This is a genomic window from Calidifontimicrobium sp. SYSU G02091 (assembly GCF_022631395.1).
GTDB lineage: Bacteria > Pseudomonadota > Gammaproteobacteria > Burkholderiales > Burkholderiaceae_C > Calidifontimicrobium > Calidifontimicrobium sediminis.
Window position 1 is genome coordinate 26,561 of sequence record NZ_JALBGB010000009.1, and the last position, 26,086, is coordinate 52,646.

Below are 26,086 nucleotides of genomic sequence, written 5' to 3' on the forward strand. Positions count from 1 at the left end.
GGTGAGCAGTGGGCATGGGCTAATATGAGCCGTCATGTCGTCCGAGACGTCCGAGATCATCTTCCAGGTCACCGAAGCCGACGAGGGTGGCTATGTGGCCTCGGCCCTCGGCCACGGTATTCACACGCAGGCGCAGACACTGGACGAATTGCGCGCGATGGTGCGCGATGCGGTGGCCTGCTACTTCGACGACCCCGAAACAGCGCCCAAGCTCATCCGTTTGCATTTCGTTCGTGACGAAATCCTGACGGTATGAGGTTGCCGCGAGACCTCGACGGGCGCGAGCTGGCCAAGGCGCTCGAAGTCCTCGGGTACACCATCACACGGCAGACGGGTTCGCACCTGCGGGTGACGACCGAGTTGGACGGCCAGCATCATGAGGTGATCCCGAATCACAGCCCGATCAAGATCGGCACGCTGCAAAGCATCCTGCGCAGTGTGGCGATGCATCACGGGCTGACGGTCGCGCAACTCCTGGCACGCCTCGACCTTTGAGGTGGCTGTGCTCGTGGGCGCGAAGCGTCCTCGCGCCGGCCCAGGATCGGGACGGCGTCGCGAGCAGGGCGGCGGACCTCAATCGCCGTCGAGCCAGCGCACGAGGTAGTACAGCCGCACGCCTTCCGACGAGCGCGACGGGCCCATCACCTCGGCGGCGTGGCGGTGCCGCGCCGGGTCGGCGGCGGCGAGCGCGGCGTCGGCGCTGGGCATGGTCTCGACGCAGGTCTCGGGGAAACGCTTGCGGCTGCCGCGGCGCACCGCGACGACGGCGAAGCAGCGTGTGACGAGGTGCGCCGCCTCGGGGTCGAGCGTCAGGCCGCCCTTCACCGCCGGCTCAAGGCGCCGCGCGCACCACTTGCAGGTGCTGCAGCAGCGGCTGCAGCACCGGCGCGAGGTGGCGGCGCATCAGCGGGCCCACCGCGGTCGTGCGGCCGAGGATCGGCTCGGCCGCGGCACGGCCGGTGGCGGCGAGCGCGGCGACGGCCGCGTGCACGTCAGGCGGCACGCCAGCGAGCGCGGGCGCATCGCGCGCGGCGGCGAACCACGCCGCTGTCGCGTCGAGCACGCGAAACGTCGCATCGTGCGTCGGCGGCTTCTCGAGCGCGAGCGCGAGCGCGCGCAGGAAGCCCTGGCCCTCGGCCGACGCACAGCGCACGAGCAGCGCGGCAAGCGGGTGGCCGGCGCGCGCGGCGTCCTCGACGGCCGCGGGCACCGCGTGCGCTGCTGCCGGCGGCAGCGTCAGCGGCGCGTGCTCGAGCCAGCCGATCAGGTAGTGCGGGCGGTGCTGCGCGGCGCGCCACAGCCGCTCGCGCGCTGCGTCGTCGAGCAGCCCGGCAGCGGCCACCGCCGCGACCGACGCGATCGCCACGTCGGGATCCTCCTCGAACGGCAGGTGCTCGAGCAGGTGCTGCGCGAGCACCGGGCCCATCGCGCCGCGGCGCACGGCGTCGTGGCCGAGCATCGCGCGCGCGATGTCGCTGGTCGGCTGCGCCCACCACGCGCGGCGGGCGAGCTCGTCGGTCAGGTGCGCCGACAGCGACACCGCGGTCACCGCCTCGGGTTCGCCCAGGCGCAGCAACGCCTCGAGGTTCTTCGGGCTCGCGTGGCCGCTGCGCGTCCAGCGCCGCAGATGCACCGGGTAGCCGCCGGGCGAGCCCATCGCGTGGCCGGCGAGCACTTCGCGCACGCGCATCAGGTAGCGCTCGGCGCGCGTGTCGGGGTGCAGCGCCACGCGCGCCTCGCCGCGCGGCGTCAGCGCGTGCAGCGTCAGCGCGCCCTCGTCGATACGCACCGCGTGCACGTCGCTGGCCAGCAGCACGGCCAGGCGCAGCGCATCCTCGGAGGCGAGTTGGTCGAGCGACATTTGCAGCCGCCGATGATGGCACCGGCCGTGGCCCCGGCCTGCTGCCCGTTCGGGCTACTCACAAGGGGAGCGCGAGGGGAGGGCGTCAGGCCAGCGGCACGCGCCGGCCCCACGGCACCGGGGCGCGCCCCTTGACGAGCCACAGCACCGGGTAGTCGGGCGCGCGCGCCGGAAACGTGCCCTCGGCGTCGGTGAAGTAGACGAGCGCGTCGGGGCGCAGCCCCTCGCGCGCGACCCAGTCGAACACCGGGCGGAAGTCGGTGCCGCCGCCGCCGGCCAGCGCCGGCAGCGCGAGCGGCTCCCACGGCTCGGCGACCCACGGCGCGCCGGCGGCGAGCGCGCTGTCGCACGCGAGCAGCGTCGTGCGCACGGCGAGCGTGCCCTTCAGCGCGTTGAGTTCGGCGACGAACTGCGCGAGGTCGGCCTCGCCGATCGAGCCCGAGGTGTCGACCGCGACGACGAGGTCGCCGGCGGCGCTGCGCAGGCTCGGCAGCAGCGCGTCGCCCTCGCGGCGCGACGGGCGCGACCACGCGTAGTCGTCGCGCGCGGTCTGCGCGAGGTACTGCGCGAGCGCGGCGCGCCACGACACGCGCGGCGCCAGACCCTCGTCGACGAGACGCGCGAGCGCGCCGGCGAGCTTGCCCGCCTCGCGCGCGCGCTGCGCCGCGGCGGCGAGGTGACGCTGCCACTGGCGGTGCAGGTGCTCGCGTTCGGTGGGCGTGAGCGGCGGCGGGCGCGCGTCGCCGTCGTCGTCGCCGGCACCCGACGGCCGCCCCTGCGCGCCGCCACCGCCGCCGGCATCGTCGCGCGGCGCGCCGTCGCCACGGCCACCCTGGCCGCCGTCGTCGCCGTCCCACGCGTGCTCGTCGAGCGTGTCGCTCTCCAGACTGTCGTCGAGGCAGGGGTAGATCTCCTCGGCGCTCAGGCCCCGGTACAGCGGCAGCACCTGCGCGCCAGGCGGCGGCGCGAGGCCCTCGTCGAGCAGCAGCGGGTTGATCGCGAAGTCGCACGCCAGGTCCCAGCGCCGCTGCACGCGGTGGCCCCGGCGCGCGAAGTGGCCGAGCGCGCAATGCAGCGCCTCGTGCGCGAGCGCGAACTGCAGCTCGGCGGGCTTGAGCGCCGCGATCCACTGCGGGTTGTAGTACAGCGCCCGCGCGTCGGTGGCGGTGGTGGCGCACCAGCGCCCGGCGGGCTTGAGCGGCAGGCGCAGCGCCAGCGCGCCGAGGAACGGGTGGTCGAGGATCAGCCGCGTGCGCGCCGCCGCGAGCCGGCGCGCGGCGTCGTCGGCCGGCTCAGTCATAGAGCAGCACGTCGGCCGCGCGCTCGGCCCAGCGCTTGAACGCCGGCACGGCGAACAGCGCGGTGCCCAGGCTGCGGTGCAGGTCGGCGACCAGCATCACGCCCATCTCGCGCGTGGGCAGCCGCTCGGCGTAGTCGAGGATGTGGCCCCAGGTGCGTGCGGCGTCCGCCGTGTCCTTCGCGCGCAGCGCGCGGCCCACCAGCGCGGCGGCCACCGCGTACTGCAGGTCGATCTCGGCGGGCACCGCGGCGTCGCGGCCCTCGACGATCGCGTCCAGATCCGGCAGGCGGTCGAGCGTGGCCAGGTACGCCGCGCACTCGACGCCGGCGGCCTGCCCGACGCAGCCGGCGAGCGCGCCCTGCAGCAGCGCGGGCTTGTCGGCGAACTTGCGCAGCGCGCGGTGCGCGAACTCCCACGAGCGCGGGCTCGGGAACGCCATCTCGCCGGCCAGCGTGCGCGCGGGGTCGAAGTCGAACAGCAGCTCGGGCTTGAAGCGTAGAAAGCCGATCAGCCGCTCGTCGATGCCGGCGCTCCACGCCCACTGCACCCAGTCGTCGAGGTCGACCTCGACCTCGAGGTGTGCGAAGCGGTTGGCCAGCGGCGCCGGCATCGCGTAGGTCACGCCGCGGTCGCCCTGGCGGTTGCCGGCGGCGAAGATGGCCCAGCCCGCGGGAATCGCGTACTCGCCCAGGCGCCGGTCGAGGATCAGCTGGTACGCCGCGGCCGACACCGCGGGCGCCGCGCTCGTGATCTCGTCGAGGAACAGCACGCCGCGCGGCCCGTGCCGCTGCGCGTCGGGCAGCATCGCGGGCGTGGCCCACTGCACGAGGTCGCCGACGCGAAACGGGATGCCGCGCAGGTCGGAGGGCTCCATCTGCGACAGCCGCACGTCGACCACCGGCACGCCGTGGCGCTGCGCGAGCTGCGCGACCAGCTGCGACTTGCCCACGCCGGGCGGGCCCCACAGCATCACCGGCGTGTGCTGGCCCTCGGCGGTGGCGAGGAACTCGCGGTCGAGGACCTGGGCGAGGTGGGCAGGGCGCATCGGCGGTCGGCGCGGGCAAGCGATGCGGCGCAGTCTAACGGCCGCGCCGATAGGGGCCCACGTACCGGCGCCTTGCCGCCGCGGCCGCGGTCAGCGCAAGCCCGCGGCGACGAAGTGCGGGTTGTCGAAGCCCGGCTTGCCGTAGCGCAGCGGCTGGCCGTCGTCCAGCCGCGTGACCTCGCCGCCGGCGGCGCGCAGCACGGCGTGGCCGGCGGCGATGTCCCACTCCATCGTGCGGCCCAGGCGCGGGTACAGGTCGGCCTCGCCGGCCGCAATCAGGCACAGCTTCAGCGACGAGCCGGCGCTGGCCAGCGACGCAACTTTCTTGCCGGCGAGGAAGGCGTCGAGCGCCGCGGCGTCGCCGTGCGAGCGGCTCGCGACGACGGTCAGCCCTTCGGGTGGCACGGCGCGGCAGCGGATCGGCCGCCGGCCGGCGTCGTCGTCGACCCAGGCGCCCAGGCCCGCGGCGCCGGCGAACAGCCGCCCGCGTGCGCCCAGCGCCGGCGCGAGCACGACGCCGAGCACCGGCTCGCCGCGCTCGACGAGTGCGACGTTGACGGTGAACTCGCCGTTGCGGCCGATGAACTCCTTGGTGCCGTCGAGCGGGTCCACGAGCCAGAAGCGCTCGCCGATCGCGGGCACGCGGCCGGCGGCGACTTCCTCCTCGGCGACGACCGGCACGTCCGGCGTCAGCGCCGCCAGCGCCGGGACGATCAGCCGCTCGGCGCGCTCGTCGGCTTCGGTGACCGGTGACGCGTCGTCCTTGCCGCGCACGGCGAAGTCGGTTGCGTAGACCTCGAGGATCACCCGCCCGGCGTCGCGCGTGATCTGCGCCACGGCGTCGAGCAGTTCTTGCATGGATTGGGCCTTCGCGTTCATGGGACTCCCGGGTGGCGTGGATAATCGGCGTCAGAAAATCTTGCTGACTTTCTCAAGGTTTAAAGTTTAACTGTCATGACAGTGGGTTCGTCGCCGCCGTCGTCGCTGCCGCTGCCCGAGCGGCGCCGCCGCGCCGTCGAGCTGCGGCTGGCCGGCCGGCCGCTGCCGCAGATCCGCGCCGAGACGGGGCTGAGTGCGCCGACGATCATCGCCGCCCACAAGGCCTTCCTGGCCGGCGGCTGGGCGGCGATCGCGGGCAAGGGCCGCGGTCGCGCGCCGGGCGAGGGCCGCGCGCTGACGGCGGCGCAGGACGCGCACCTGCGCCACGAGGTGCTCGAGGCGCTGCCCGCCGACGGGCGGCTGTGGACGCCACAGGGCGTGCGCGCGCTCGTCGCGGCGCGCTTCGGCGTCGAGGTCAGCGAGCGCACGGTGCTGCGCACGCTCGCGCGCTGGGGCTTGCAGCCGCCTGCGCTGCGCGAGGCCGCGCAGTCCACGAGCGAAGGCGCGGCGTGGTGGCGCGACGCGTATCCGGCGCTGGCGCGCCGCGCGCGCGCCGAAGGCCGCGCGCTGCTGTGGGCGGCCGACACCGCGGTGCCCGGCGGCACCGGCCGGCTGCTCGTCGTGCAGACGCTGCGCGGCAGCCTCGCGTGGCTGCCGGTGCGCACGATCAACGACACGCAGCGGCTGTTCGACTTCGCGCAGCGGCTGCGCCGCACCTGGGCCGGGCCGCTGGCGCTGCTGTGGCACGGCGTGCCGATCGAACCGCTGGCCGCTTTGCTGGCGCAAGACGCCGCGGGCGACCTGCAACTGCTGCCGTGCCCGGTCGGCCTACCGGTGGCGGCGCCCACCGCGCCAGCGGCGCGCGTGCCGTCGCCAAGCGCTGCCACGGCCCCTTCGGTCACACCCGCTGCTGCCGCATCGGCGCCTGCCGTTGCCGCACCGCTGGCCACGGCGCATCGCCGCGATGCGCCCCCCAACCCCATCCCTTCGACTCCCGCAAGGACCGGCACGATGAAGCTGACCCACCTGCAACGCCTCGAAGCCGAGAGCATCCACATCCTGCGCGAGGTCGTCGCCGAGTGCGAGAAGCCGGTGATGCTGTACTCGATCGGCAAGGACAGCGCGTGCATGCTGCACCTGGCGAAGAAGGCGTTCTACCCGTCGCCGCCGCCGTTTCCGCTGCTGCACGTCGACACGACGTGGAAGTTCCGCGACATGTACGCGATGCGCGAGCGCATGGCGCGCGAGATGGGCATGGAGCTGCTGGTGTGGCGCAACCCCGAGGCCGAGCGCCTGGGCATCAACCCGTTCGACCACGGCTCGCAGATCCACACCGACATGTGGAAAACGCAGGGCCTGAAGCAGGCGCTGGACCACTACGGCTTCGACGCCGCGTTCGGCGGCGCGCGGCGCGACGAGGAGAAGAGCCGCGCGAAGGAGCGCATCTTCAGCTTCCGCACCGCGCAGCACCGCTGGGACCCGAAGAACCAGCGCCCCGAGCTCTGGCACCTGTACAACGCGCGCAAGCACCGCGGCGAGTCGATCCGCGTGTTCCCGCTGTCGAACTGGACCGAGCTCGACATCTGGCAGTACATCCACCTCGAGAACATCCCGATCGTGCCGCTGTACTTCGCCAAGGAGCGGCCGGTCGTCGAGCGCGACGGCACCCTCATCATGGTCGACGACGAGCGCATGCCGCTGCGCCCCGGCGAGGTGCCGGTGATGCGTAAGGTGCGCTTCCGCACGCTGGGCTGCTACCCGCTGTCGGGCGCGATCGAGAGCGACGCCGAGACGCTGACCGACATCATCCAGGAGATGCTGCTCGCGCGCACCAGCGAGCGCCAGGGGCGGCTGATCGACCACGACCAGGCCGCGTCGATGGAGAAGAAGAAGCAGGAAGGCTATTTCTGACCACCCCCGAAGCGCCTGCGGCGCCTCCCCTTCGAGGGGGCGCCGCCGGCGGACCGGCGCAGCCGGATCCGCGGCGGCCGCTTGAAGGCCGTCGCAGCCAAACGGACGTCATCACCAGCATTGCACGGGGAACACCACCATGGCCCACGTCAGCGACCTGATCGCCACCGACATCGAGCAGTACCTGCACCAGCACCAGCACAAGAGCCTGCTGCGCTTCATCACCTGCGGCAGCGTCGACGACGGCAAGAGCACGCTGATCGGCCGCCTGCTGTACGACAGCAAGATGCTGTTCGAGGACCAGCTCGCCGCCGTCGAGGCCGACAGCAAGAAGTGGGGCACGCAAGGCGGCGACATCGACTTCGCGCTGCTCGTCGACGGGCTGGCCGCCGAGCGCGAGCAGGGCATCACGATCGACGTCGCGTACCGCTTCTTCAGCACCGAGCGGCGCAAGTTCATCGTCGCCGACACGCCAGGCCACGAGCAGTACACGCGCAACATGGTCACCGGCGCCTCCACCGCCGACGTCGCCGTGATCCTGATCGACGCGCGCAAGGGCGTGCTGACGCAGACGCGCCGCCACAGCTACCTCGTGCACCTGATCGGCATCCGCAAGGTCGTGCTCGCGATCAACAAGATGGACCTCGTCGACTACTCGGAGAAGGTGTTCCGCCGCATCGTCGACGAGTACCGCGAGTTCGCGCAGCGCATCGGTCTCGCCGACGTCACGCCGATTCCGCTGTCGGCGCTCAAGGGCGACAACATGCTCGCCCACAGCGATCGCACACCGTGGTACCGCGGCCCGACGCTGATGGCCTACCTCGAGACCGTCGAGGTCGACGAGGCGCGCCAGCAGGCCGGCCCGCTGCGCCTGCCGGTGCAGTGGGTCAACCGGCCCAACCTCGACTTCCGCGGCTTCGCCGGCACGATCGCCAGCGGCGTCGTCAAGCCGGGCGACCGCATCCGCGTGCTGCCGTCGGGGCGCGAGAGCCGCGTCGCGCGCATCGTCACCGCCAGCGGCGACCTGCCGCTCGCGGTCGCGGGCCAGTCGGTCACGCTGACGCTCACCGACGAGATCGACATCTCGCGCGGCGACATGATCGTCGCGGCCGACAGCCCCGCCGAGGTCGCCGACCAGTTCGAGTGCACGATCGTCTGGATGGCCGACGAGCCGATGCTGCCGGGGCGCCAGTACGTGCTGAAGATCGGCACGCGCACCGTGGGCGCGAGCGTGACCGAGCCGAAGTACAAGGTCAACGTCAACACGCTGGAGCACCTGGCGGCCAAGCAGCTCGCGCTCAACGAGATCGGCGTGTGCAACCTCGCGCTCGACCGCCCGGTCGCGTTCGACCCGTACGCCGTCAACCGCGACACCGGCGGCTTCATCCTGATCGACCGCCTGACGAACAACACGGTGGGCGCCGGGATGCTGCACTTCGCGCTGCGCCGCGCGCACAACATCCACCTGCAGCACCTCGACGTCGACAAGGCCGCACGCGCGCGCCTGAAGGGCCAGCAGCCGGGGGTGCTGTGGTTCACCGGCCTGTCGGGCGCGGGCAAGTCGACGATCGCCAACCTCGTCGAGAAGAAGCTGCACGCGATGGGGCGCCACACCTACCTGCTCGACGGCGACAACGTGCGCCACGGGCTGAACAAGGACCTCGGCTTCACCGAGGCCGACCGCGTCGAGAACATCCGCCGCGTCGCCGAGGTCGCCAAGCTGATGGTCGACGCCGGGCTGATCGTGCTCACCGCGTTCATCTCGCCGTTCCGCGCCGAGCGCGCGCTCGCGCGCAGCCTGCTGGCCGACGGCGAGTTCGTCGAGATCCACGTCGACACGCCGCTCGACGTGGCCGAGATGCGCGACGTCAAGGGCCTGTACCGCAAGGCGCGCCGCGGCGAGCTGAAGAACTTCACCGGCGTCGACTCGCCGTACGAGGCGCCCGAAGCGCCCGAGCTGCGCGTCAACACCGTCGAGTGCACGCCCGAGCAGGCCGCCGACGCGGTGATCGAGCGCATCCGCGCGCTGGGCCTGATCGACTGAGCGCGCCGTGACCTGGCAGCAGGTGGCCGTCTTCGTCGGCCTGGCCGCGCTCGTCGTCGAGCTGCTGCGCGGCAAGCGCGCGCCGGCGGCGGTGTTCGCCAGCGTCGCGTTCGCCTTCGTGCTGCTCGACCTCGTCAGCGTGCAGAAGGGCCTGGCGCAGCTGACCAACAGCGGGCTCGTGACGGTGGTCGTGCTGCTGCTGCTGTCGGTCGTGCTCGACCGCTCGCACCTGCTCGAGACGATGGCCGGCTGGCTCGTGCGCGGCCCGTACCGCTGGGCGCTGGCCAAGCTGTACGTCGCGACCGCCGCCTACTCGGCGTTCCTCAACAACACCGCCGTCGTCGCGTCGCTGATCGGGCCGCTGCGCTCGCTGCGCACGCACGCGCCGTCGCGGCTGCTGATGCCGATGTGCTTCGCCGCGTCGCTGGGCGGGATCCTGACGCTGGTCGGCACGTCGACGAACCTGCTCGTCAACAGCCTCGTGATCGGGCAGGGCATGCCCGCGCTGCACATCTTCGACCTCTTTCCGGTCGGCATCCTGATCGTGCTCGCGTGCGGCGCGACGATGGTGCTGCTGTACCCGCGGCTGCTGCCCGCGCAGCCACCGGCCGAGGAGACGTCGTCGGACTACTTCCTCGAAGCCACCGTGCGGCCCGACTCGCCGCTGATCGGCAAGACGGTCGAGGCCGCCGGGCTGCGCAACCTCGCACACCTGTACCTCGCCGAGATCGTGCGCGACGGCTTCACGATCGCGCCGGTGCAGCCCGACCGCATGCTGCGCGCCGGCGACCTGCTCGTCTTCACCGGCGACCTGACGCGGCTGGACGTGCTCACGCGCTTCGAGGGCCTGGAGACGCACGGGCAGCACTACCGGCTGCCGCTGGACAACCTCGTCGAGGTCGTGATCGCGGCCGACTCGACGCTGGCGCGCCGCACGCTCAAGGACGTCAACTTCCGCGCGCAGTTCGACGCCGCGGTGATCGCGGTGCGCCGCGGCAGCGAGCGCCTGCGCGGGCCGATCGCCAACGTGCCGCTCGAAGTCGGCGACACGCTGGTGCTCGTCGTCGGCAACGACTTCGAGAAGCGCAACAACCTGCAGCGCAACTTCGTCATCGTCTCGCGCCGGCAGGTGCAGAAGTTCACCGACCCGCGCAAGGGGCTGCTCGCGATGGCCGGCTTCGTCGGCGCCGTCGCGCTCGCGGCGCTGGGCGTCGTCGACCTGCTCAAGGCGCTGCTCGTGCTGCTGGCGGCGTTCCTGCTGCTCGGCCTGGCGAAGCCGGCCGACCTGCGGCGCAACATGCCGTACGCGATCATCCTGATCATCGCCTCATCGCTCGTGATCTCGGAGGTGATGGTCTCCAGCGGTGCGGCGGTGCTGCTCGCGCAGGCGCTGCTGGCCGGCATCGACGCGTTCGGGCCGTACGGGGCGCTGGCGCTGATCCTCGTCGTCACGTGGATCCTCACCGAGCTGATGAGCAACAACGCCGCAGCCGCGCTGTCGTTTCCGGTGGCGCTGGGCGTCGCGCAGACGACGGGGCTGGACCCCCAGCCGTTCGTGATGGCCGTGATCTACGGCGCGAGCTGCAGCTTCCTGACGCCGTACGGCTACCAGACCAACCTGATGGTGATGTCGCCGGGGCGCTACACGCTGCGCGACTTCGCGCGCGCCGGCGCGCCGCTGGCGCTGGTCTACCAGGCGACGGCGCTGGTGGCGATTCCCGTCTTCTTCCCGCTGCGCTGAGCGGGGCGGCGCGTCAGTCGACCTTCGCGCCCGAGGTCTTGACCACGCGCGCCCACTTCTTGGTCTCGGCGTCGACGAACGCGGCGAATGCCGCCGGCGTGTTGCCCACCGGCACCGCGCCCTGCGCGACGAGGCGCTCGTTGACGGCGGGCAGCGCCAGCGCCTTGGCCGTTTCCTGCTGCAGGCGCGCGATGACGTCGGCCGGCGTGCCCGCCGGCGCGAACAGGCCGAACCACGAGCTGGCCTCGTAGTCCTTGAGCGCGTCGCCGCCGGCTTCGGCCACCGTCGGCACGTCGGGCAGCGCCGGCGAGCGCTGCGCGCTGGTGACGGCCAGCGCGAGCAGCTTGCCGGCCTTGATGTGCGGCATCGAACTGGGCAGGTTGTCGAACATCAGGTCCATGTTGCCGGCCAGCAGGTCCATCAGCGCCGGGCCGGAGCCACGGTACGGGAAGTGGACCATGAAGGTGCCCGTCATCGCCTTGAACAGTTCGCCCGACAGGTGGATGCTGGTGCCGTTGCCCGAGCTGGCCATGTTGAGCCGGCCGGGGTTGGCGCGCGCGACGCGCACCAGGTCGGCGACGCTGGCGATGCCGTACTTCTGGGCACTGGCCGGGTTGACCACCAGCACGTTGGGCACGCTGGCCACCAGCGTGACCGGCGCGAAGTCCTTCACCGGGTCGTAGGGCATCTTCGCGTACAGCGACGCGTTGATCGCGTGCGTGCCCACCGTGCCCATCAGCAGCGTGTGGCCGTCGGCCGGGGCGCGCGCGACCTCGGCGCTGCCGGTGTTGCCGCCGGCGCCGGGCTTGTTGTCGACGACGAACGGCTGGCCGAAGACGCGCTGCAGCTCGGGCGCGAGCGCGCGCGCGAGGATGTCGGTGGTGCCGGCGGCCGGGAACGGGACGACGATGCGCACCGGCCGCGTCGGCCACGGGGCCTGGCCCCACGCGGCGTGCGGCAGCACGATCGGCAGCGCGGCGGTGGCGCTCGCAGCGGCGAGCAGGCGGCGGCGGGTCAGCGTCATCGGGGTCTCCTCGGTGTGTGGTGGTCTGTCGCGTCGCGGCGAGTGTGCGTGCGGCGCGCCGGCGGCGCCATCCGGGTAAGCTGCAAGCCGACCGACACGACAAGGGATCTGCCGATGAATCAGGAGCTTTTCGACCGCGGGCTGGCCACGCGCCGTGAGGTGCTCGGCGCCGACTACGTCGATGCCGCGATCCGCGACGCCGACGACTTCAGCCGCCCGCTGCAGGAGCTGGTCAAGCAGTACGCCTGGGGCGACGTCTGGAACCGCCCCGGGCTGGACCGCCGCACGCGCAGCCTGCTGAACCTGGCGATCCTCACGGCGCTGAACCGCCCGCACGAGCTGAAGCTGCACATCCGGGGCGCACTGCGCAACGGCGCCACGAAGGACGAGATCCGCGAGGTGTTCCTCCACGCGGCCGTCTACTGCGGGATGCCGGCGGCGGTGGACAGCTTCCGCCTGGCGCGCGAGGTATTCGCCGAATCGCGCGGCTGAGCGTTCGGCGGCGCTGCAGGCAGCGGCATGCCGCACGTCTGCGGGGGCCGCTGCGCGGGGCGAATCGGCCAGAATCGGGCGCGCCGGGTCGAACCCGGTCTGGTGCCTTCCGTCTCGACAGCGACTGCGACCACCCATGACCCTCCTCGTCACCGGCGGCGCCGGCTTCATCGGCAGCAACTTCGTGCTCGACTGGCTCGAGCGGTTGGACGAGCCCATCGTCAACCTCGACGCGCTGACCTACGCCGGCAATCTGCGCAACCTCGCGTCGCTGCAGGGCGATGCGCGCCACGTCTTCGTCAAGGGCGACATCGGCGACCGTGAGCTGGTCGATCGCCTGCTGGCCGAGCACCGGCCGCGCGCGATCGTGCACTTCGCCGCCGAGAGCCACGTCGACCGCAGCATCCACGGGCCGGCTGCGTTCATCAAGACCAACGTCGAAGGCACGTTCACGCTGCTCGAGGCGGCGCGTGCGTACTGGACGGCGCTCAACGCTGAGGCTAAAGCGCGCTTTCGCTTCCACCACGTCTCGACCGACGAGGTCTACGGCAGCCTGGGCCCCGACGATGCGCCGTTCACCGAGGCGCACCCCTACCAGCCCAACAGCCCGTACTCGGCGAGCAAGGCCGCGAGCGATCACCTGGTGCGCGCGTGGCATCACACCTACGGGCTGCCGGTGGTGACGACGAACTGCTCGAACAACTACGGGCCGTACCACTTCCCCGAGAAGCTGATCCCGCTGATGATCGTCAACGCGCTGGCCGGCAAGCCGCTGCCGATCTACGGCGACGGCCTGAACGTGCGCGACTGGCTGTACGTGCGCGACCACTGCAGCGGCATCCGCGCCGTGCTCGAGCGCGGCCGCATCGGCGAGACCTACAACATCGGCGGCTGGAACGAGAAGACCAACCGCGAGATCGTGCACACGATCTGCGCGCTGCTCGACGAACTGCGCCCCGACCCCGCCGGCCCCTACAGCCGCCTGATCACGTACGTGACCGACCGCCCCGGGCACGACCGCCGCTACGCGATCGACGCGCGCAAGATCGAGCGCGAGCTCGGCTGGCGCCCGGCCGAGACGTTCGAGAGCGGCATCCGCAAGACGGTGCAGTGGTACCTCGACCACCCCGACTGGGTCGCCGAGGTGCAAAGCGGCAGCTACCGCGAGTGGCTGGCGACGAACTACCGCGACACGCTGCTGGCCTGAAGTGAAACAGCCCCATGCTCACTGCGTTCGCAGCCCCCGAGGGGCTGTCAGCACCTTCGCAGCGGCCGGGCGGTGCTGACGCGATGAAGATCCTGCTGCTCGGCAAGAACGGCCAGGTCGGCTGGGAGTTGCAGCGCGCGCTGGCGCCGCTGGGCGAGGTCACGGCGCTCGACGTCGACACGCCCGCGCCGTGGCGCGCCGATTTCAGCGAGCCGCAGACGCTGGCGGCGATCGTGCGTGCGGCCGCGCCCGAGGTCGTCGTCAACGCCGCCGCGCACACCGCCGTCGACAAGGCCGAGAGCGAGCCCGAGCTCGCACGCGCGATCAACGCCACGGCGGTGGGCGTGCTCGCGCGCGAGGCGGCCGCGATCGGCGCGACGCTGGTGCACTACAGCACCGACTACGTGTTCGACGGCTCCGGCCACGCCCCGCGCGGCGAGGACGCGCCCACCGCGCCGCTGTCGGTCTACGGACGCACCAAGCTCGAAGGCGAGGAGCTGATCCGTGCCAGCGGCTGCCGCCACCTGATCCTGCGCACGAGCTGGGTCTATGCGGCGCGCGGCGGCAACTTCGCGCGCACGATGCTCAAGCTCGCCGCCGAGCGCGAGGTGCTGACCGTGATCGACGACCAGATCGGCGCGCCCACCGGCGCCGACTTGCTGGCCGACGTCACCGCGCACGCGCTGCGCACGATCGCCGCGCGGCCCGCGCTCGCCGGCACCTACCACTGCGTGGCCGCCGGCGAGACGAGCTGGTTCGACTACGCGCGCTTCGTCGTCGAGTGGGCGCGCGCGCGCGGCCACCCGATCAAGGTCGCGCCCGACGCGATCCGCCCGATCCCCACGCGCGAGTACCCGACGCCGGCGCGCCGGCCGCTGAACTCGCGCCTGGACACCGCGAAGCTGCGCGCCGCGTTCGGCCTGCACCTGCCGCCGTGGCAGGCGGGCGTCGAGCGCATGCTCGCCGAAGTGCTCGATCACTGAACGAGGAACGGCTTCATGCAACGCAAAGGCATCATCCTCGCCGGCGGCTCCGGCACCCGGCTGCACCCGGCCACGCTCGCGCTGAGCAAGCAGCTGCTGCCGGTGTACGACAAGCCGATGGTCTACTACCCGCTGTCGACGCTGATGCTCGCCGGCATCCGCGACGTGCTCGTGATCAGCACGCCGCAGGACACGCCGCGCTTCGAGGCGCTGCTCGGCGACGGCAGCCGCTGGGGGATGAACCTGAGCTACTGCGTGCAGCCCAGCCCCGACGGGCTCGCGCAGGCGTTCATCCTCGGGCGCTCGTTCGTCGGCGGAGCGCCCAGCGCCCTCGTGCTCGGCGACAACATCTTCTACGGCCACGACCTCAAGGCCGCGCTGCAGCGCGCCCACGCGCGCACGCACGGCGCCACCGTGTTCGCCTACCACGTGCACGATCCCGAGCGCTACGGCGTCGTCGAGTTCGATGCGCAGCGCCGCGCGATCAGCATCGAGGAGAAGCCCAAGGCGCCCAAGAGCAACTACGCCGTCACCGGGCTGTACTTCTACGACGCGCAGGTGTGCGACATCGCCGCCGACATCAAGCCCTCGGCACGCGGCGAGCTCGAGATCACCGAGGTCAACGCGCGCTACCTGCGCCAAAGCGAGCTGAACGTCGAGATCATGGGCCGCGGCTACGCGTGGCTCGACACCGGCACGCACGACAGCCTGCTCGACGCGGGCCAGTTCATCGCCACGCTCGAGAAGCGCCAGGGCCTGAAGGTCGCCTGCCCCGAGGAGATCGCGTTTCGCGCCGGCTGGATCGACGCCGCGCAGCTCGAGCGCCTCGCCCAGCCGATGCTGAAGAACGGCTACGGCGCGTACCTGTTGCAGGTGCTGCGCGAGACGGTGTACTGAAGCGATGCAGCTCACGCCCACCGCCATCGCCGACGTCGTCGTCGTCGAGCCCGCCGTGTTCGCCGACGAGCGCGGCTGGTTCATGGAGAGCTACAACCAGCCGCGCTTCGAGCAGGGGCTGCGCGCGCTCGGCCTGCCGGTGCCGCGTGCGTTCGTGCAGGACAACCACTCGTGCTCGAAGGCCGGCGTGCTGCGCGGGCTGCACTACCAGCTGCCGCCGCACGCGCAGGGCAAGCTGGTGCGCGTCGTGCGCGGCCGTGCGTTCGACGTCGCGGTCGACATCCGCCGCGGCTCACCCACGTTCGGGCGCTGGGTCGGCGTCGAGCTCAGCGCCGACAACCGCCGCCAGCTGTGGATCCCCGAGGGCTTCGCGCACGGCTTCGTCGCGCTCGAGGACGACACGCACTTCCTCTACAAGACGACCGACGTCTACGCGAAGGACTGCGAGCGCGCGATCCGCTGGGACGACCCGGCGATCGGCATCGCGTGGCCGCTGCCGCCGGGCCTGCGCGCGCCGCTGCTCGCGCCCAAGGACGCCGCCGCGGTCGGCCTCGCCGATGCCGAGGTCTTCGCCGCGTAGCGGCGCGCCCTCGGGGCTGCGTCGAGGCGGCCGTGGCCGTTCGGCGGCCCGGGCGGCGTCGAGGTCGACGGCGTGTCGCCGCCGCCATTGACCACCGCCACGGCGCCGCGCTGGGCGGCGGCGCTGCCCAGCGCGCTGCTCGCATCGGCGGCCGCAGGCCTCGCGCTCGCGCTGGGTGCCTCGCACCCGCTCGCACCGGGCGTCGCGCTGGCCGCGGTGGCGCTGGCCGTCGCGCTGGCGGCGCGCTGGCCCGGCCTGACGTGGTTCGTGCTGCCCGCGGCGATGCCGTGGGTCGCGCTGAACCCGTGGACCGGCTGGACGATGGTCGACGAGTTCGACCTGCTCGTGCTCGCGCTGCTGGCCGGCGCTCACGCGGCGCGCGCGGTGGCGCGGTGGCGCGGCGTCACGCCGCCGTTGCCGCGTCGCGAGCTTGGCCTCGCCGCGCTGCTGGCCGTGCTGCTCGGGTTCGGCGTCGTGCGCGGCTGGCTCGACGCCGGCGGCGGCGCACCGAGCACGTTCGACGGCTACACCGATGCCACCAACGCGCTGCGCGTGGGCAAGAGCCTGGCGTTCGCGCTCGCGCTGTGGCCGCTGCTGCCGCGCGAGCCGGCGGCGCTGGCCGCGGCCGCGCGGCGCTTCGCGCTCGGGATGGCGTTCGGCGTTGCCGTCGTCGGCGTCGCGGCGCTGGGCGAGCGCATCGCGTACCCCGGCCTGCTCGAGTTCTCGGGGCCGTACCGGATCACGGCGCGGTTCTGGGAGATGCACGTCGGTGGCGCGGCGATCGATGCGTACCTCGCGCTGGCCGCGCCCGTCGTCGCGTGGGCGGTGTGGCGCGCGCGCACGCCGGTGCGCTTCGCCGTCGCGGCGCTGCTGGCCGTGCTCACGGTGCATGCGGCGCTGGTGACCTTCGCGCGCGGCGTGCTGCTGGCGGTGGGCGGACCGCTGCTGGGACTGGGTCTGGCGTGGCTGTGGCAGCGCGTCGGGCCCGGCCCCAGGGACGCGGCGCGGCCCGGCGCGGGGGCGGCACCGTCTTCGCGGCAATCCGCTGCGCCGTGGCCGCGCGGCGCGGTGGTCGGGTTCGGGCTGCTTGCCGTCGTCGTGCTCGTCGGTGCCTTCGCGATCGAGGGCTACGCGGGCCTCGGCTGGGTGTGGCTCGCGGCGAGCGCGTTGCTGCTGCTCGCGTGGCGGCGGGTGCGCGCGCTCGGCTGGCGCGCGCCGGCGGGTGCGCTGCTCGCGCTGGCGCTGGCCACCGAGGTCGTCGCGGTGGTGGCCGGAGGCTCGTTCCTCGTCGAGCGCCTGGCGCAGACGACGCTCGACGCCGGCGGCCGCATCGCGCACTGGCGCCACGGCCTGGGCGTGCTGGACTCGCCACTGGACGTGGCCTTGGGCATTGGGCTCGGCCGCCTGCCGGCGCGCTACGCCGCCGCCGACGTGCAGCGCGAGTTTTCGGGTGCGATCCGCTGGGTCGCGACGCCGCAGGGCGTGCGTCCGCGGCTCGAGGGTCCGGCCGTCGTCGACGAGATCGGTGGGCTGTATGCGCTGACGCAGCGGGTGCCGCACGTGCCGGGCGCGCGCTACGTGGTGTCGTTGCAGGCGCGGTCGCAGGCGTTGCGCGCCGGCGCCGCCGAAGCCCCCCCGGCGCGGCTGTGGCTGCGCGTGTGCGAGCGCCACCTGCTGTACGACGCGCGCTGCCAGGAGGCGCTGGTCACGCTGCCGCCGCCCGAGGCGGTGGCGACGCTCGACGTGCCGCTGGACGGCCCCGCGTTCGACGTGCAGCCGTGGTGGCCGGCGCGGCGCGCGCTGCTGTCGATCGCCGTCTACGACGCCGGCACCGCCGCGCTGCTCGAGCGCGTGCAGCTGCGCGCCGGCGGCGGTGCCGACCTGCTGCACCACGGCGACTTCGCACGCGGCGCGGCGCGCTGGTTCCCGTCGGCGCAGGCGTGGTACGTGCCGTGGCACATCGACAACCTGTACCTCGAGCTTCTGATCGAGCGCGGTGCCGCGGGCGCGCTCGCGCTGCTGGCGCTGGCGGGGCTGGCGTTACAGCGCCTGCTCGATGCGGCGCGGCGCGGCGATGCGCTCGCGCCGTTCCTCGCCGCCGCGCTGGCCGGCGTCGCACTCGTCGGGGCGGTCAGCAGCGTGCTCGACGTGCCACGCGTCGCGCTGGTGGCGATGCTCGTCGCGATGCTCGGCCTGCGCCGTGGTGCGGCGACGCGCGCCGGGCGCAGTTGACGTGCCACGGCCTCAGGCCATCACGATGCGCACGTCGGGTTCGGTCGGCACGTCGGTCACCGCAGCGCGCAGGTCGCGGTGCGTGCGTCCGCTTTCGAGCGCGGCGACGCAGGCACGCCACGCGGCGTCGGGTTCGTCGATGCGGAACCCGTAGACGCACGAGCCGCCGGGGCGCACGCCGCGCACGGCGGCCACCTGCAGCGTCGAGCGCACACCCAGGCCGAGCTCGATCGACACCGTGCCCCAGACGTCGAGCGGCAGCGGCCGCGGCACGACGGCCTGGAAGCCCGACAGCGAGACCTCGACGACGTCGATGTCGAACGGCCCGGCATCGCTCCAGCCGTGCAGGTGCAGGCGGCCGGGGCACTTGAGCGAATAGCGCTGGTGGCGGCGCAGCGCGAGCCCCGCGGGGCGGCGCGCCGGCAGCGCCGGCAGCACGTCGCGGTACTCGGGCAGGTCGTAGATCGAGTGCAGCAGCAGCCGCCGGCGCAGGTCGAGCGATTCGAACACCTGCGTGCGCCGGTTGAAGAAGTGGTCGAGCAGTTGCGGCGTCATCACCGGGTCGTTCGTCGTGTGGTACGGGCGCGCCGGCAGCTCGATGTGGGGCATGCGCGTCTCGACGAAGTAGCGGTGCAGGTTCTTGCGCTCGCGCTTGTGGCCGTAGACCGCCTGGAAGTCGAGCCGCGCCTGCTGCAGGTCCAGCGTCGCACCCACCGCGGGTGCGCCGTTGGCGAAGTCGTAGTGATCGACGGTGTGCTGCGGCAGCCGCTGGAACAGCAGCAGCGACTCGTACAGCTCGATCTTGTTCGGGTTCACCGCAATGACGAGGTGGCGCGTGTCGAAGTACCGCGTGCAGTACTCGTACATGAACTTCATCAGCGGGAACAGGACCGCGCCGCCGGTCCTGCGAAACGCCGGGTGCACTGCCAGCGCCGAGACCTCGGCGATGCGCCCTTCGCGCGCACGCACGGCCGACAGGTCGAACGCCGACTGCAGCGGAAAGCCGAACACCCCCTCGCGGATCAGCGACAGCGTGCCGACGACCTCGCCGTCGAACTTCGCGCACAGCGTCGTCGTCGTCGGCAGCGCGTGGTATGGCGTCACGCGCAGTCCCGACGGGTGTGGCGTCATGAAGCCGCTGGCGACGTAGGCGTCGTGCAGCAGCGCGAAGCACGCTTCGAGGTCGTCGCGCGTGTCGGCGATGTGCAGCGAAAGGCGCGGGTCGGGGTGCGGGTCGCAGTCGACCAGCGCGCGGTACAGCGCGAAGCGCGACTCGCGCGGCAGGAAGCCGAGCGCGCGGCGCACGCCGTCGTGCACGGCGCGGCGCCAGCGCGAGCGCAGCGTGCGCTTCATCGCGCGGCGGCACCGCGGCACGGGTGCCGGGTGGGGCAGGGGTGGGCGAGGCGGGCCATCGGTGACGCGACGGGCGGCGTGCGGACCGCCCGTCGGGTTTTCGGCCGCCTCCGACCCCGACTTGAGGCGGGCGGCCGGCGGCCGCCCCGCGCCCGCGCCGCGCGCGTCAGCTTTCCTTCAGCGACTTGAGCAGCCGGCTCACCTCGGCCTGGCCGCTGAACTTGTCGCCCAGCGCGGCGAGTTCGTTGAGCGTCTTCTCGGCGTCGGCCTTGCGCCCGGCCTTGATGTAGATGTTGGCCAGCGTCAGCTTGTACATCGGCGTGTCGGGCTGCGCGGCGACGGCCTTTTGCTGCACCTCGATCGCGCGCTCGTGCTGGCCGGCTTCCGACAGCACGTAGCCCAGCGTGTCCATGAACACCGGCTGGTTCGGCGCCAGCCGGTTGGCCTTCTCGGCGTACTCGAGCGCACCGGGCTTGCCCTGGCGCGCCATCGTCCACGCGACGTTGTTCAGCGCGATCGCGCTGTCGGGGTTGATCTCGAGCGCGGCGCGGTAGCGCGCCTCGGCACCGGCGTAGTCGCGCTGGAACAGCGCCAGGTCGCCGAGGTGGAACAGGAAGCGCGCGTCCTTCGGGTGGTCCTTCATCCAGCCGGCCGAAAAGCGCTCGGCCTCGGCCGGCTTGTTGGCCGCGCGCAGCGTCGAGTGCAGCTTGACCGCGGTTTCGCTCTGGTTCGGTGCCTTCGCGAGCGCGGTGCGGTAGGCGCCAGCCGCGGCGTCGAAGTTGCGCTGCGCAGCGTGGATGTCGCCCTCGAAGACGAAGCCCACCGGCTCGCCGGGGCGCTGTTTCTGCACCGTGCGCGCCGTGGCCAGCGCCGCGTCGGGCTTCTTGGCCGCCATGTCCAGCGCGATCAGCTGCTGCTGGGCGGCCACGAGGTTCGGCGTGATCCTCAGCGCCCGGTCCAGGCTCTGCCGGGCCGCGGCCTCGTTCTTCATCGCCAGCTGCACGCCCGCCACGCGCAGGTGCGGCTGCGCCGCCTGCGGCTGCAGGCTCGCGAGCTTGTTGAACGTGGCCAGCGCCTGCTGGTGGTCGTTGGCGGCCATCTGCACGCGGCCCAGCGCGTCGAGCAGCTCGGGGCTGTTGGGCTGTGCGGCGACACCGGCCTGCGCGACGGTCGTCGCGGCGCGCATGTCATTGTTGCGCAGGTGGTGTTCGATCAGCAGCAGCCGCGGGCGCACCGCGTCGGGGGCGGCGGCGACGGCGTCGGCGAGCAGCTTGCCGACCTCGTTCTTGCTGCCGCCGGTGCGCGCGCTCAGTTCGGCCAGCGCGAGCAGTGCCGGCACGTTCTTCGCGTCCTTCGCGAGGATGCCCTGGAAGCGCGCGCGCGCCGCGTCGGTCTTCTTGTCGGCCAGGTCGAGCGCGGCCAGCGCGGCGGCGGCCGGGAAGTACACCGGATCGAGCTTCAGGGCCTGTTCGAAGCTCGCACGCGCCGCGTCGGTGTTCTTCTGTGCCAGCAGCACGCGCCCACGCAGGTTGTGCGCCAGCGGCTTGTCGGGCTGCTTTTTCTCGAGGCCGGCGATGGCCTTGAGCGCCGCGTCGAACTCGCGGCGCATCAAGTGCGCGCTGATCAGCGCCATGTCGGCGGTGGTGCCGGTCTTGTCCTCGGCGGCGAGCGCCTCGAGCTGCTCGAAGCCGTCGGCCACGTTGCCGCGCGAGATGTCGGCCAGCGCGACCGCCGAGCGGCTGCGGATGTCGGTCGGGTTCAGCTTCGCGGCGCGGCCGAAGTAGTCGGTGGCCTCCTTGACGTTGCCCGCCAGCAGGTGGGCCTCGGCGGCGAGCGCGAACGTGACCGCATCGGCGCTGGGCGCCTTCAGCGCGGGGCCGATCGTCTCGAGCGCCTTGTCGGCCTGGCCGCTGCGCAGGTACGCCTGCGTCAGCAGCCGCCGCGCCAGCGGCAGATCGGGGGCGAGCTGCAGCGCGCGAGCGAGGTAGGTCTCGGCCTGCAGCGGCGAGCCGGCCTGCAGCTCGACGGCGCCGGCCAGCTGCAGCACGCGCACGTTGTCGGGCGTGACCTTGACCAGCGCGAGCACCGTCTCGCGCGCCTTCTTGAAGTCGCGCTCGAGGAACGCGAGCTGGGCGTCGAAGTACTGCGTCTGCGGGTGCTTCGGGTAGACCTTGCGCAGCTGCTCGAGCTGGGGCTTGACCTGCGCGGCGTCGTTGCGTGTGAACAGGATCGCCAGCGCGCCAGCGTGCGCGTCGAGGTTGCGCGGGTTGAAGCCGGCGGCCTTGCGGTACGCGTCGAGCGCGCCGTCGCGGTTGTTGCGCGCGGCGAGCAGCAAGTCGGCCTTGAACTTCCACGCGCCGTCGTCCTGCGGGTACTGTGCGATGACCTCGTCGACGATCTTCATCGCGCCGTCGACGTCGCGCTGGCCGGCCAGCCGCCGCGCCTGCAGCACGCGCGCGCCGGGATGGTCGGGCTGCGCCGCGAGCGCGGCCTTGACCGCGGCGTCGACCTGCTCGGGCAGACCGCGCGCGACGTAGGCGTTGGCCAGCGTGACCTTCAGGTCGGCCTGCGCCTTCGGGTCGTCGAGGCGCACGTCGTCGAACTGGTCGTTCAGCGGCTTGAACTGGCCTTGCGCGAGCATCGCGCGCGCCAGCAGCGGCACGACCTCGTTGTCGGGGTGCTTGAGCTCGCGCGCCTTGCGCAGCTCGACGGCGGCGCCGGCGGCGTCGCCGCTGGCCAGCAGCGCGCGGCCGAGCAGGAAGCGCGCCTCGGCCGAGTTGGTGTCGGCCTGCAGCGCGTTCTTCAGCTGGATGATCGCGGCGGCGTGGTCGTTCTTCGCGAGGTACTCGCGCGCCGACGCGACGAGGGCCTGCGGGTCCTTCGAGTCGCCGCAGGCGGCAAGCAGCGCGGCGGCCGCAAGGGCGGCGATCAGGGGGCGGGGCGTGCGCATCGGGTGGGTCCGTTCGGGTGTCGGTGCGGCGGCGGCTAGGTCTTGATCGCCAGCCGGTTGAGCAGGTCGTACAGCGTCGGGCGGCTGACGCCGAGCAGCTCGGCCGCCTTCGCGATGTTGTCGTTGGTGCGCGCCAGCGCGGCGACGACGGCGGCGCGCTCGGCGCGCTCGCGCACCGTGCGCAGGTCCAGCGTGTCGGCGTCGGCCGCGGCGGGGTCGGCGGGGGCCGGCGCCGGCAGCCCGAGGTCGTCGCAGCCGACGCGGTTGCTCTCGGCCATGATCGCCGCGCGCTTGACGACGTTGAGCAGCTGGCGCACGTTGCCGGGCCACGGGTGGCGGTCGATCGCGGTCAGCGCCTCGTCGGTGAAGGCGAGGCTCCTGCGCTGCTCCTGCGCGAAGCGGCGCAGGAACGCGTGCGCGAGCAGCACCGCGTCGCCCTGGCGCTCGCGCAGCGGCGGGATCTGCACGACGATCTCGGCGAGCCGGTAGTACAGGTCCTCGCGGAAGCGGCCGTCGCGGATCTGCTGCTGCAGGTCCTGGTGCGTCGCGCAGACGACGCGCACGTCGATCGGGATCTCCTGCCGCGCGCCGAGCCGCTCGACCTTGCGCTCCTGCAGGAAGCGCAGCAGCTTGGACTGCAGCGCCGCCGGCAGGTCGCCGATCTCGTCGAGGAACAGCGTGCCGCCGTGTGCGGTTTCGATCTTGCCCGGCGTCGTCTTCGCGGCGCCGGTGAAGGCACCTTTCTCGTAGCCGAACAATTCGCTTTCGAGCAGGTTCTCGGGGATCGCCGCGCAGTTGATCGCGACGAACTTGCCCTTGCGCCTGCTCGCCTGGTGCAGCCCCTGCGCGAGCACCTCCTTGCCGGTGCCCGACTCGCCGAGCAGCATCACGGTGGCGTCGCTGGGCGCGACCTTCTCGATCGTGCGCGCGATCTTGAGCATCGCCGCATCGCGCGTGATGAGTCCCGCAAGCGCGTCGGGCTGGTGCATCTGCTGCAGGCGCTGGTTCTCGGTCTGCAGCTCCCACACGCGGTACGCGCGCGCGATCGTCAGGTTCAGCAGCTCGGGCTCGAACGGCTTGGCGAAGAAGTCGTAGGCGCCCAGTGCAATGGCCTTCAGCGCGTTGGCCTGGTCGTTCTGGCCGGTCAGCACGATGACCTTGACGTTGGGGTCGGCATCGAGCAGCTGCTCGAGCAGCTTGAAGCCCTCCGACGTCGAGTCGGGGTCGGGCGGCAGCCCGAGGTCCATCGTGACGACCGCCGGGTTGTGGCGACGCATCGCCACCAGCGCGCTGTCGCGGTCGTGCGCGGTGACCGACTCCCAGCCGTCGAGCGACCACTTGATCTGCTTCTGCAGCGCGAGGTCGTCTTCGACGATCAGCAGCGGAGGGGGCTTGGTGGCGCTCATCGGGGGCGGGGGGTCAGGCCTGCAGGGCCAGCGGGCGGTCCTCGGTGCCGGCGTCGAACAGCGGCATCAGCAGCGTGACGACGGTGCCGGCACCTTCGCGGCTGTCGACCTCGATCTTGCCGCCCAGTTCCTGCACGTACTGGAAGCTCTCGAACGTGCCGATGCCCATGCCGGTCTTCTTCGTCGTGCTGAACGGCTTGAACAGGCGGGTGTTGACGAACTCCTGCGACATCCCGCAGCCGGTGTCGCCGACCTCGATGCGCGCCTGGCCGCTGGCGCGCTCGAGCTTGAGCCACACGCGCTGGTCGGGCTGCGTCGCGTCGAGCGCGTTGTGCACCAGGTGGCCGAGCACCCGCTCGACGCGCTCCTCGTGCCCGCGGGTCATCACGCGGTCGATCACCATCACCTCCACCTCGCGGCCGCGTTCGCGCGCCATCGCCGCCAGCCGCTGCGCGATCGGCGCCAGGTCCACGCCGCTCGGGCGGCCGGCCGCGGGCGCCTGGCCCTCGCGCAGCTGCAGCATCAGCTGGCGCATCTTGTCGAGCGAGTTCTCGACCGTGGCCAGCATATCCTGCTGGAACTCGGGGTTGTCGCGGTGGCGCTGCGCGTTCTTCAGCAGCAGCGAGAGTTGTGTCACGATGTTCTTCAGGTCGTGCACGACGAACGCCGACATGCGGTTGAAGGCGTCGAACTTGCGCGCCTCGAGCAGCGCCTCGGTGGCCTGCATCTGCGCGAGGAAGGCCGCGGCCTGGCGCGCCGCGGTCTTCAGCAGGTCGGTGACTTCCCAGTCGAGCTCGAGCGGCGTGCGCGCGCGCGCGAGCACGACCCAGCCGATCAGCGCGTCGGCGACGATCAGCGGCACGACGAGCCACGCCTGCGGCGCGCTGCGCACGCTGTCGGGCACGACGAGGCCGTCGTAGCGCGCCGGCCGGTCGCGGCACTCGTCGAGGTCGACGATCCAGCCGCGCTCGAGCAGGAACGCGGCGAACGGCGAGTCGGCCGGCTCGCGCGCGGCGCTGGGCGGCATGTTCCAGCCCGCGGCCTGCACGAAGGCGCGGCTGTCGGCGCTCTTGAGCCACAGCGCGCCGGCTGGGCTCTCGACGAGGTCGGCCAGCCCGTGCGTCACCGACGTGCCCAGTTCCTGCGGCGAGTGGGTCGCCGTCAGCCGCGACGTGAACTGCAGCCACTCCTTGCGGTAGTCGTAGCGGTAGTGGAACAGGTGCTTGCCGAGGAACACGCGCAGCTTCGCGCGCACGGTGCCCGACACCGCGAGCACCGCCAGCGCGGCCAGCGCCGCGACGAGCAGCGCGATCTGCAGCGCGCGGCCCCACTCGCCGCCGGTGTAGCGCACGTAGTAGCCGATCGCCGACATGAACAGCAGGTACGCGCCGGCCAGCAGCAGCGTCGCCGAGTGGAACGCCGCCGCGCGCGAGACGCGCAGCTTGGCGATCCAGTTCGCGTGGCGCTTCGATGCGACGAACAGCAGCGGCACCGCCAGCGCGTGCACGACGCCGCGCACCGCGAGCGCGTCGCCGTCCAGGTGCGCGAACAGCACCGCCTGCGAGTACAGGTAGATGTCGTAGACGAACAGCAGCCCCAGCCCCAGGCACAGCGGCTTGGCGCTCCAGCGCGAGTCCTCGGGCAGGTTGCGGAACAGCTGCTCGACGAGGATCAGGCCGAGCACCGCGATGCCCAGCAGCAGCAGCGGCTCGACGCGCAGGCGCCAGGTGGGGTGCAGCACGCGCGCCGCATCGAGGGCGATCAGCGCGCCCGCCGCCACGATCAGCGCCGCGGCCGCCACGCCGAGCATGCCGAACTCCCGCCACGCCGGCCGCGCGCCCGTGCCCGGGTGCAGCAGCCCGAGCAGGAAGCCGAACCACAGCGCGTGCCGCGCCAGGTCGGCGCCGACGATCGACGGCGCCGCCGCGTCGCCGGTGACCCACATCTCGACCGCGCCGACGACGCCCCACAGCGCCGTGGCCGCGACGGCGCCGAGGAACGTCCACGGCGCCGCCGGCTGCGACTTCTTCAGCAGCCCCGTAGAGGCCAGATGGGCGCCGAACGCCGCGTACAGCAGCGCCGCGACGGCGAAGCCGTAGCCGGTCAGGTCGGTGGCGGCGGTGTCCATGGCCGAAAGTCTAGGGCCGGCGCCGCGGCGACCCGCACGGCGCCAGCGCGCCG

21 protein-coding genes and 1 pseudogene are annotated in these 26,086 nt (G+C 72.7%); 12 read left to right on the forward strand and 10 right to left on the reverse strand.

Annotated elements, in window-relative coordinates:
• Nucleotides 1–34: 34 nt before the first annotated feature.
• Together MOJ79_RS07855 and MOJ79_RS07860 are read left to right on the forward strand one after the other, a co-directional pair.
• Nucleotides 35–256 carry a type II toxin-antitoxin system HicB family antitoxin gene (locus MOJ79_RS07855; protein ID WP_241923651.1) on the forward strand — a complete coding sequence of 74 codons (222 nt, stop codon included), beginning with the start codon at nt 35–37 and terminating at the stop codon, nt 254–256.
• Nucleotides 253–495 (forward strand): type II toxin-antitoxin system HicA family toxin, encoded by a 243-nt coding sequence (locus tag MOJ79_RS07860; RefSeq protein WP_241923652.1) that lies wholly within the window; start codon nt 253–255, stop codon nt 493–495. The genes MOJ79_RS07855 and MOJ79_RS07860 overlap by 4 nt, the downstream gene beginning before the upstream one ends.
• A gap of 78 nt (nt 496–573) precedes the next feature.
• Here MOJ79_RS07860 and MOJ79_RS07865 read toward each other — a convergent pair whose 3' ends face one another.
• The 5 genes from MOJ79_RS07865 to cysQ form a co-directional block, all read right to left on the reverse strand.
• A complete protein-coding gene (locus tag MOJ79_RS07865) occupies nt 574–825 on the reverse strand; it encodes a hypothetical protein (protein WP_241923653.1) in 252 nt (83 codons plus the stop codon).
• 7 nt (nt 826–832) lie between these two features.
• Nucleotides 833–1,861: a hypothetical protein gene (locus MOJ79_RS07870; RefSeq protein WP_241923654.1), complete on the reverse strand. Its 1,029-nt coding sequence runs from the start codon at nt 1,859–1,861 to the stop codon at nt 833–835.
• An 85-nt stretch (nt 1,862–1,946) separates the two neighbouring features.
• Nucleotides 1,947–3,161: a vWA domain-containing protein gene (locus MOJ79_RS07875; RefSeq protein ID WP_241923655.1), complete on the reverse strand. Its 1,215-nt coding sequence runs from the start codon at nt 3,159–3,161 to the stop codon at nt 1,947–1,949.
• Nucleotides 3,154–4,206: an AAA family ATPase gene (locus MOJ79_RS07880; RefSeq protein WP_241923656.1), complete on the reverse strand. Its 1,053-nt coding sequence runs from the start codon at nt 4,204–4,206 to the stop codon at nt 3,154–3,156. Before MOJ79_RS07880 ends, MOJ79_RS07875 begins: the two co-directional genes overlap by 8 nt.
• Nucleotides 4,207–4,296: 90 nt before the next feature.
• Nucleotides 4,297–5,064, reverse strand: a complete 768-nt coding sequence (gene cysQ / locus MOJ79_RS07885; RefSeq protein WP_241923657.1) for a 3'(2'),5'-bisphosphate nucleotidase CysQ — start codon at nt 5,062–5,064, stop codon at nt 4,297–4,299.
• A gap of 96 nt (nt 5,065–5,160) precedes the next feature.
• Between cysQ and MOJ79_RS07890 the strand changes: the two are divergent.
• The 4 genes and pseudogenes from MOJ79_RS07890 to MOJ79_RS07905 form a co-directional block, all read left to right on the forward strand.
• Nucleotides 5,161–5,538: pseudogene (locus MOJ79_RS07890) on the forward strand (winged helix-turn-helix domain-containing protein); the annotation flags it as partial.
• 528 nt (nt 5,539–6,066) lie between these two features.
• Complete coding sequence (gene cysD, locus MOJ79_RS07895) at nt 6,067–6,996, forward strand: sulfate adenylyltransferase subunit CysD (protein WP_336606316.1); 930 nt, start codon at nt 6,067–6,069, stop codon at nt 6,994–6,996.
• Nucleotides 6,997–7,135: 139 nt separating this feature from the next.
• Nucleotides 7,136–9,040, forward strand: a complete 1,905-nt coding sequence (cysN, locus tag MOJ79_RS07900) for a sulfate adenylyltransferase subunit CysN (RefSeq protein ID WP_241923658.1) — start codon at nt 7,136–7,138, stop codon at nt 9,038–9,040.
• 7 nt (nt 9,041–9,047) lie between these two features.
• On the forward strand, nt 9,048–10,781 hold the full coding sequence (locus MOJ79_RS07905) for an SLC13 family permease (protein ID WP_241923659.1): 1,734 nt from the start codon (nt 9,048–9,050) through the stop codon (nt 10,779–10,781).
• Between the two features lie 13 nt (nt 10,782–10,794).
• Here the strand turns inward: MOJ79_RS07905 and MOJ79_RS07910 are convergent, their stop codons facing one another.
• Nucleotides 10,795–11,805, reverse strand: a complete 1,011-nt coding sequence (locus MOJ79_RS07910) for a tripartite tricarboxylate transporter substrate binding protein (protein ID WP_241923660.1) — start codon at nt 11,803–11,805, stop codon at nt 10,795–10,797.
• A 114-nt stretch (nt 11,806–11,919) separates the two neighbouring features.
• Here MOJ79_RS07910 and pcaC point away from each other — a divergent pair, with 114 nt between their 5' ends.
• The 6 genes from pcaC (at nt 11,920) to MOJ79_RS07940 (ending at nt 18,196) form a co-directional block, all read left to right on the forward strand.
• Nucleotides 11,920–12,297, forward strand: coding sequence for a 4-carboxymuconolactone decarboxylase (pcaC, locus tag MOJ79_RS07915; RefSeq protein WP_241923661.1), 378 nt, complete (start codon nt 11,920–11,922; stop codon nt 12,295–12,297).
• Between the two features lie 136 nt (nt 12,298–12,433).
• On the forward strand, nt 12,434–13,504 hold the full coding sequence (gene rfbB, locus MOJ79_RS07920; protein WP_241923662.1) for a dTDP-glucose 4,6-dehydratase: 1,071 nt from the start codon (nt 12,434–12,436) through the stop codon (nt 13,502–13,504).
• 83 nt (nt 13,505–13,587) lie between these two features.
• Nucleotides 13,588–14,487: a dTDP-4-dehydrorhamnose reductase gene (gene rfbD, locus MOJ79_RS07925; RefSeq protein ID WP_241923663.1), complete on the forward strand. Its 900-nt coding sequence runs from the start codon at nt 13,588–13,590 to the stop codon at nt 14,485–14,487.
• A gap of 15 nt (nt 14,488–14,502) precedes the next feature.
• The gene (rfbA, locus tag MOJ79_RS07930) at nt 14,503–15,384 is read left to right on the forward strand and encodes a glucose-1-phosphate thymidylyltransferase RfbA (RefSeq protein ID WP_241923664.1); all 882 of its coding nucleotides are present in this window, start codon (nt 14,503–14,505) and stop codon (nt 15,382–15,384) included.
• A gap of 4 nt (nt 15,385–15,388) precedes the next feature.
• Nucleotides 15,389–15,964, forward strand: coding sequence for a dTDP-4-dehydrorhamnose 3,5-epimerase (gene rfbC / locus MOJ79_RS07935; protein ID WP_241923665.1), 576 nt, complete (start codon nt 15,389–15,391; stop codon nt 15,962–15,964).
• 87 nt (nt 15,965–16,051) lie between these two features.
• Nucleotides 16,052–18,196, forward strand: a complete 2,145-nt coding sequence (locus MOJ79_RS07940; protein ID WP_241923666.1) for a hypothetical protein — start codon at nt 16,052–16,054, stop codon at nt 18,194–18,196.
• Between the two features lie 12 nt (nt 18,197–18,208).
• On the opposite strand, the gene MOJ79_RS07945 is transcribed toward MOJ79_RS07940, so the two are convergent.
• The 4 genes from MOJ79_RS07945 to prsK all read right to left on the reverse strand — a co-directional run bounded on the left by MOJ79_RS07945 (nt 18,209) and on the right by prsK (nt 26,033).
• Nucleotides 18,209–19,549 (reverse strand): GNAT family N-acetyltransferase, encoded by a 1,341-nt coding sequence (locus MOJ79_RS07945; RefSeq protein WP_241923667.1) that lies wholly within the window; start codon nt 19,547–19,549, stop codon nt 18,209–18,211.
• 166 nt (nt 19,550–19,715) lie between these two features.
• Nucleotides 19,716–22,499 (reverse strand): XrtA/PEP-CTERM system TPR-repeat protein PrsT, encoded by a 2,784-nt coding sequence (prsT, locus tag MOJ79_RS07950; protein ID WP_241923668.1) that lies wholly within the window; start codon nt 22,497–22,499, stop codon nt 19,716–19,718.
• A gap of 35 nt (nt 22,500–22,534) precedes the next feature.
• Nucleotides 22,535–23,905 (reverse strand): PEP-CTERM-box response regulator transcription factor, encoded by a 1,371-nt coding sequence (gene prsR / locus MOJ79_RS07955; protein ID WP_241923669.1) that lies wholly within the window; start codon nt 23,903–23,905, stop codon nt 22,535–22,537.
• 13 nt (nt 23,906–23,918) lie between these two features.
• Nucleotides 23,919–26,033 carry an XrtA/PEP-CTERM system histidine kinase PrsK gene (prsK, locus tag MOJ79_RS07960; protein WP_241923670.1) on the reverse strand — a complete coding sequence of 705 codons (2,115 nt, stop codon included), beginning with the start codon at nt 26,031–26,033 and terminating at the stop codon, nt 23,919–23,921.
• Between the last annotated feature and the right edge of the window lie 53 nt (nt 26,034–26,086).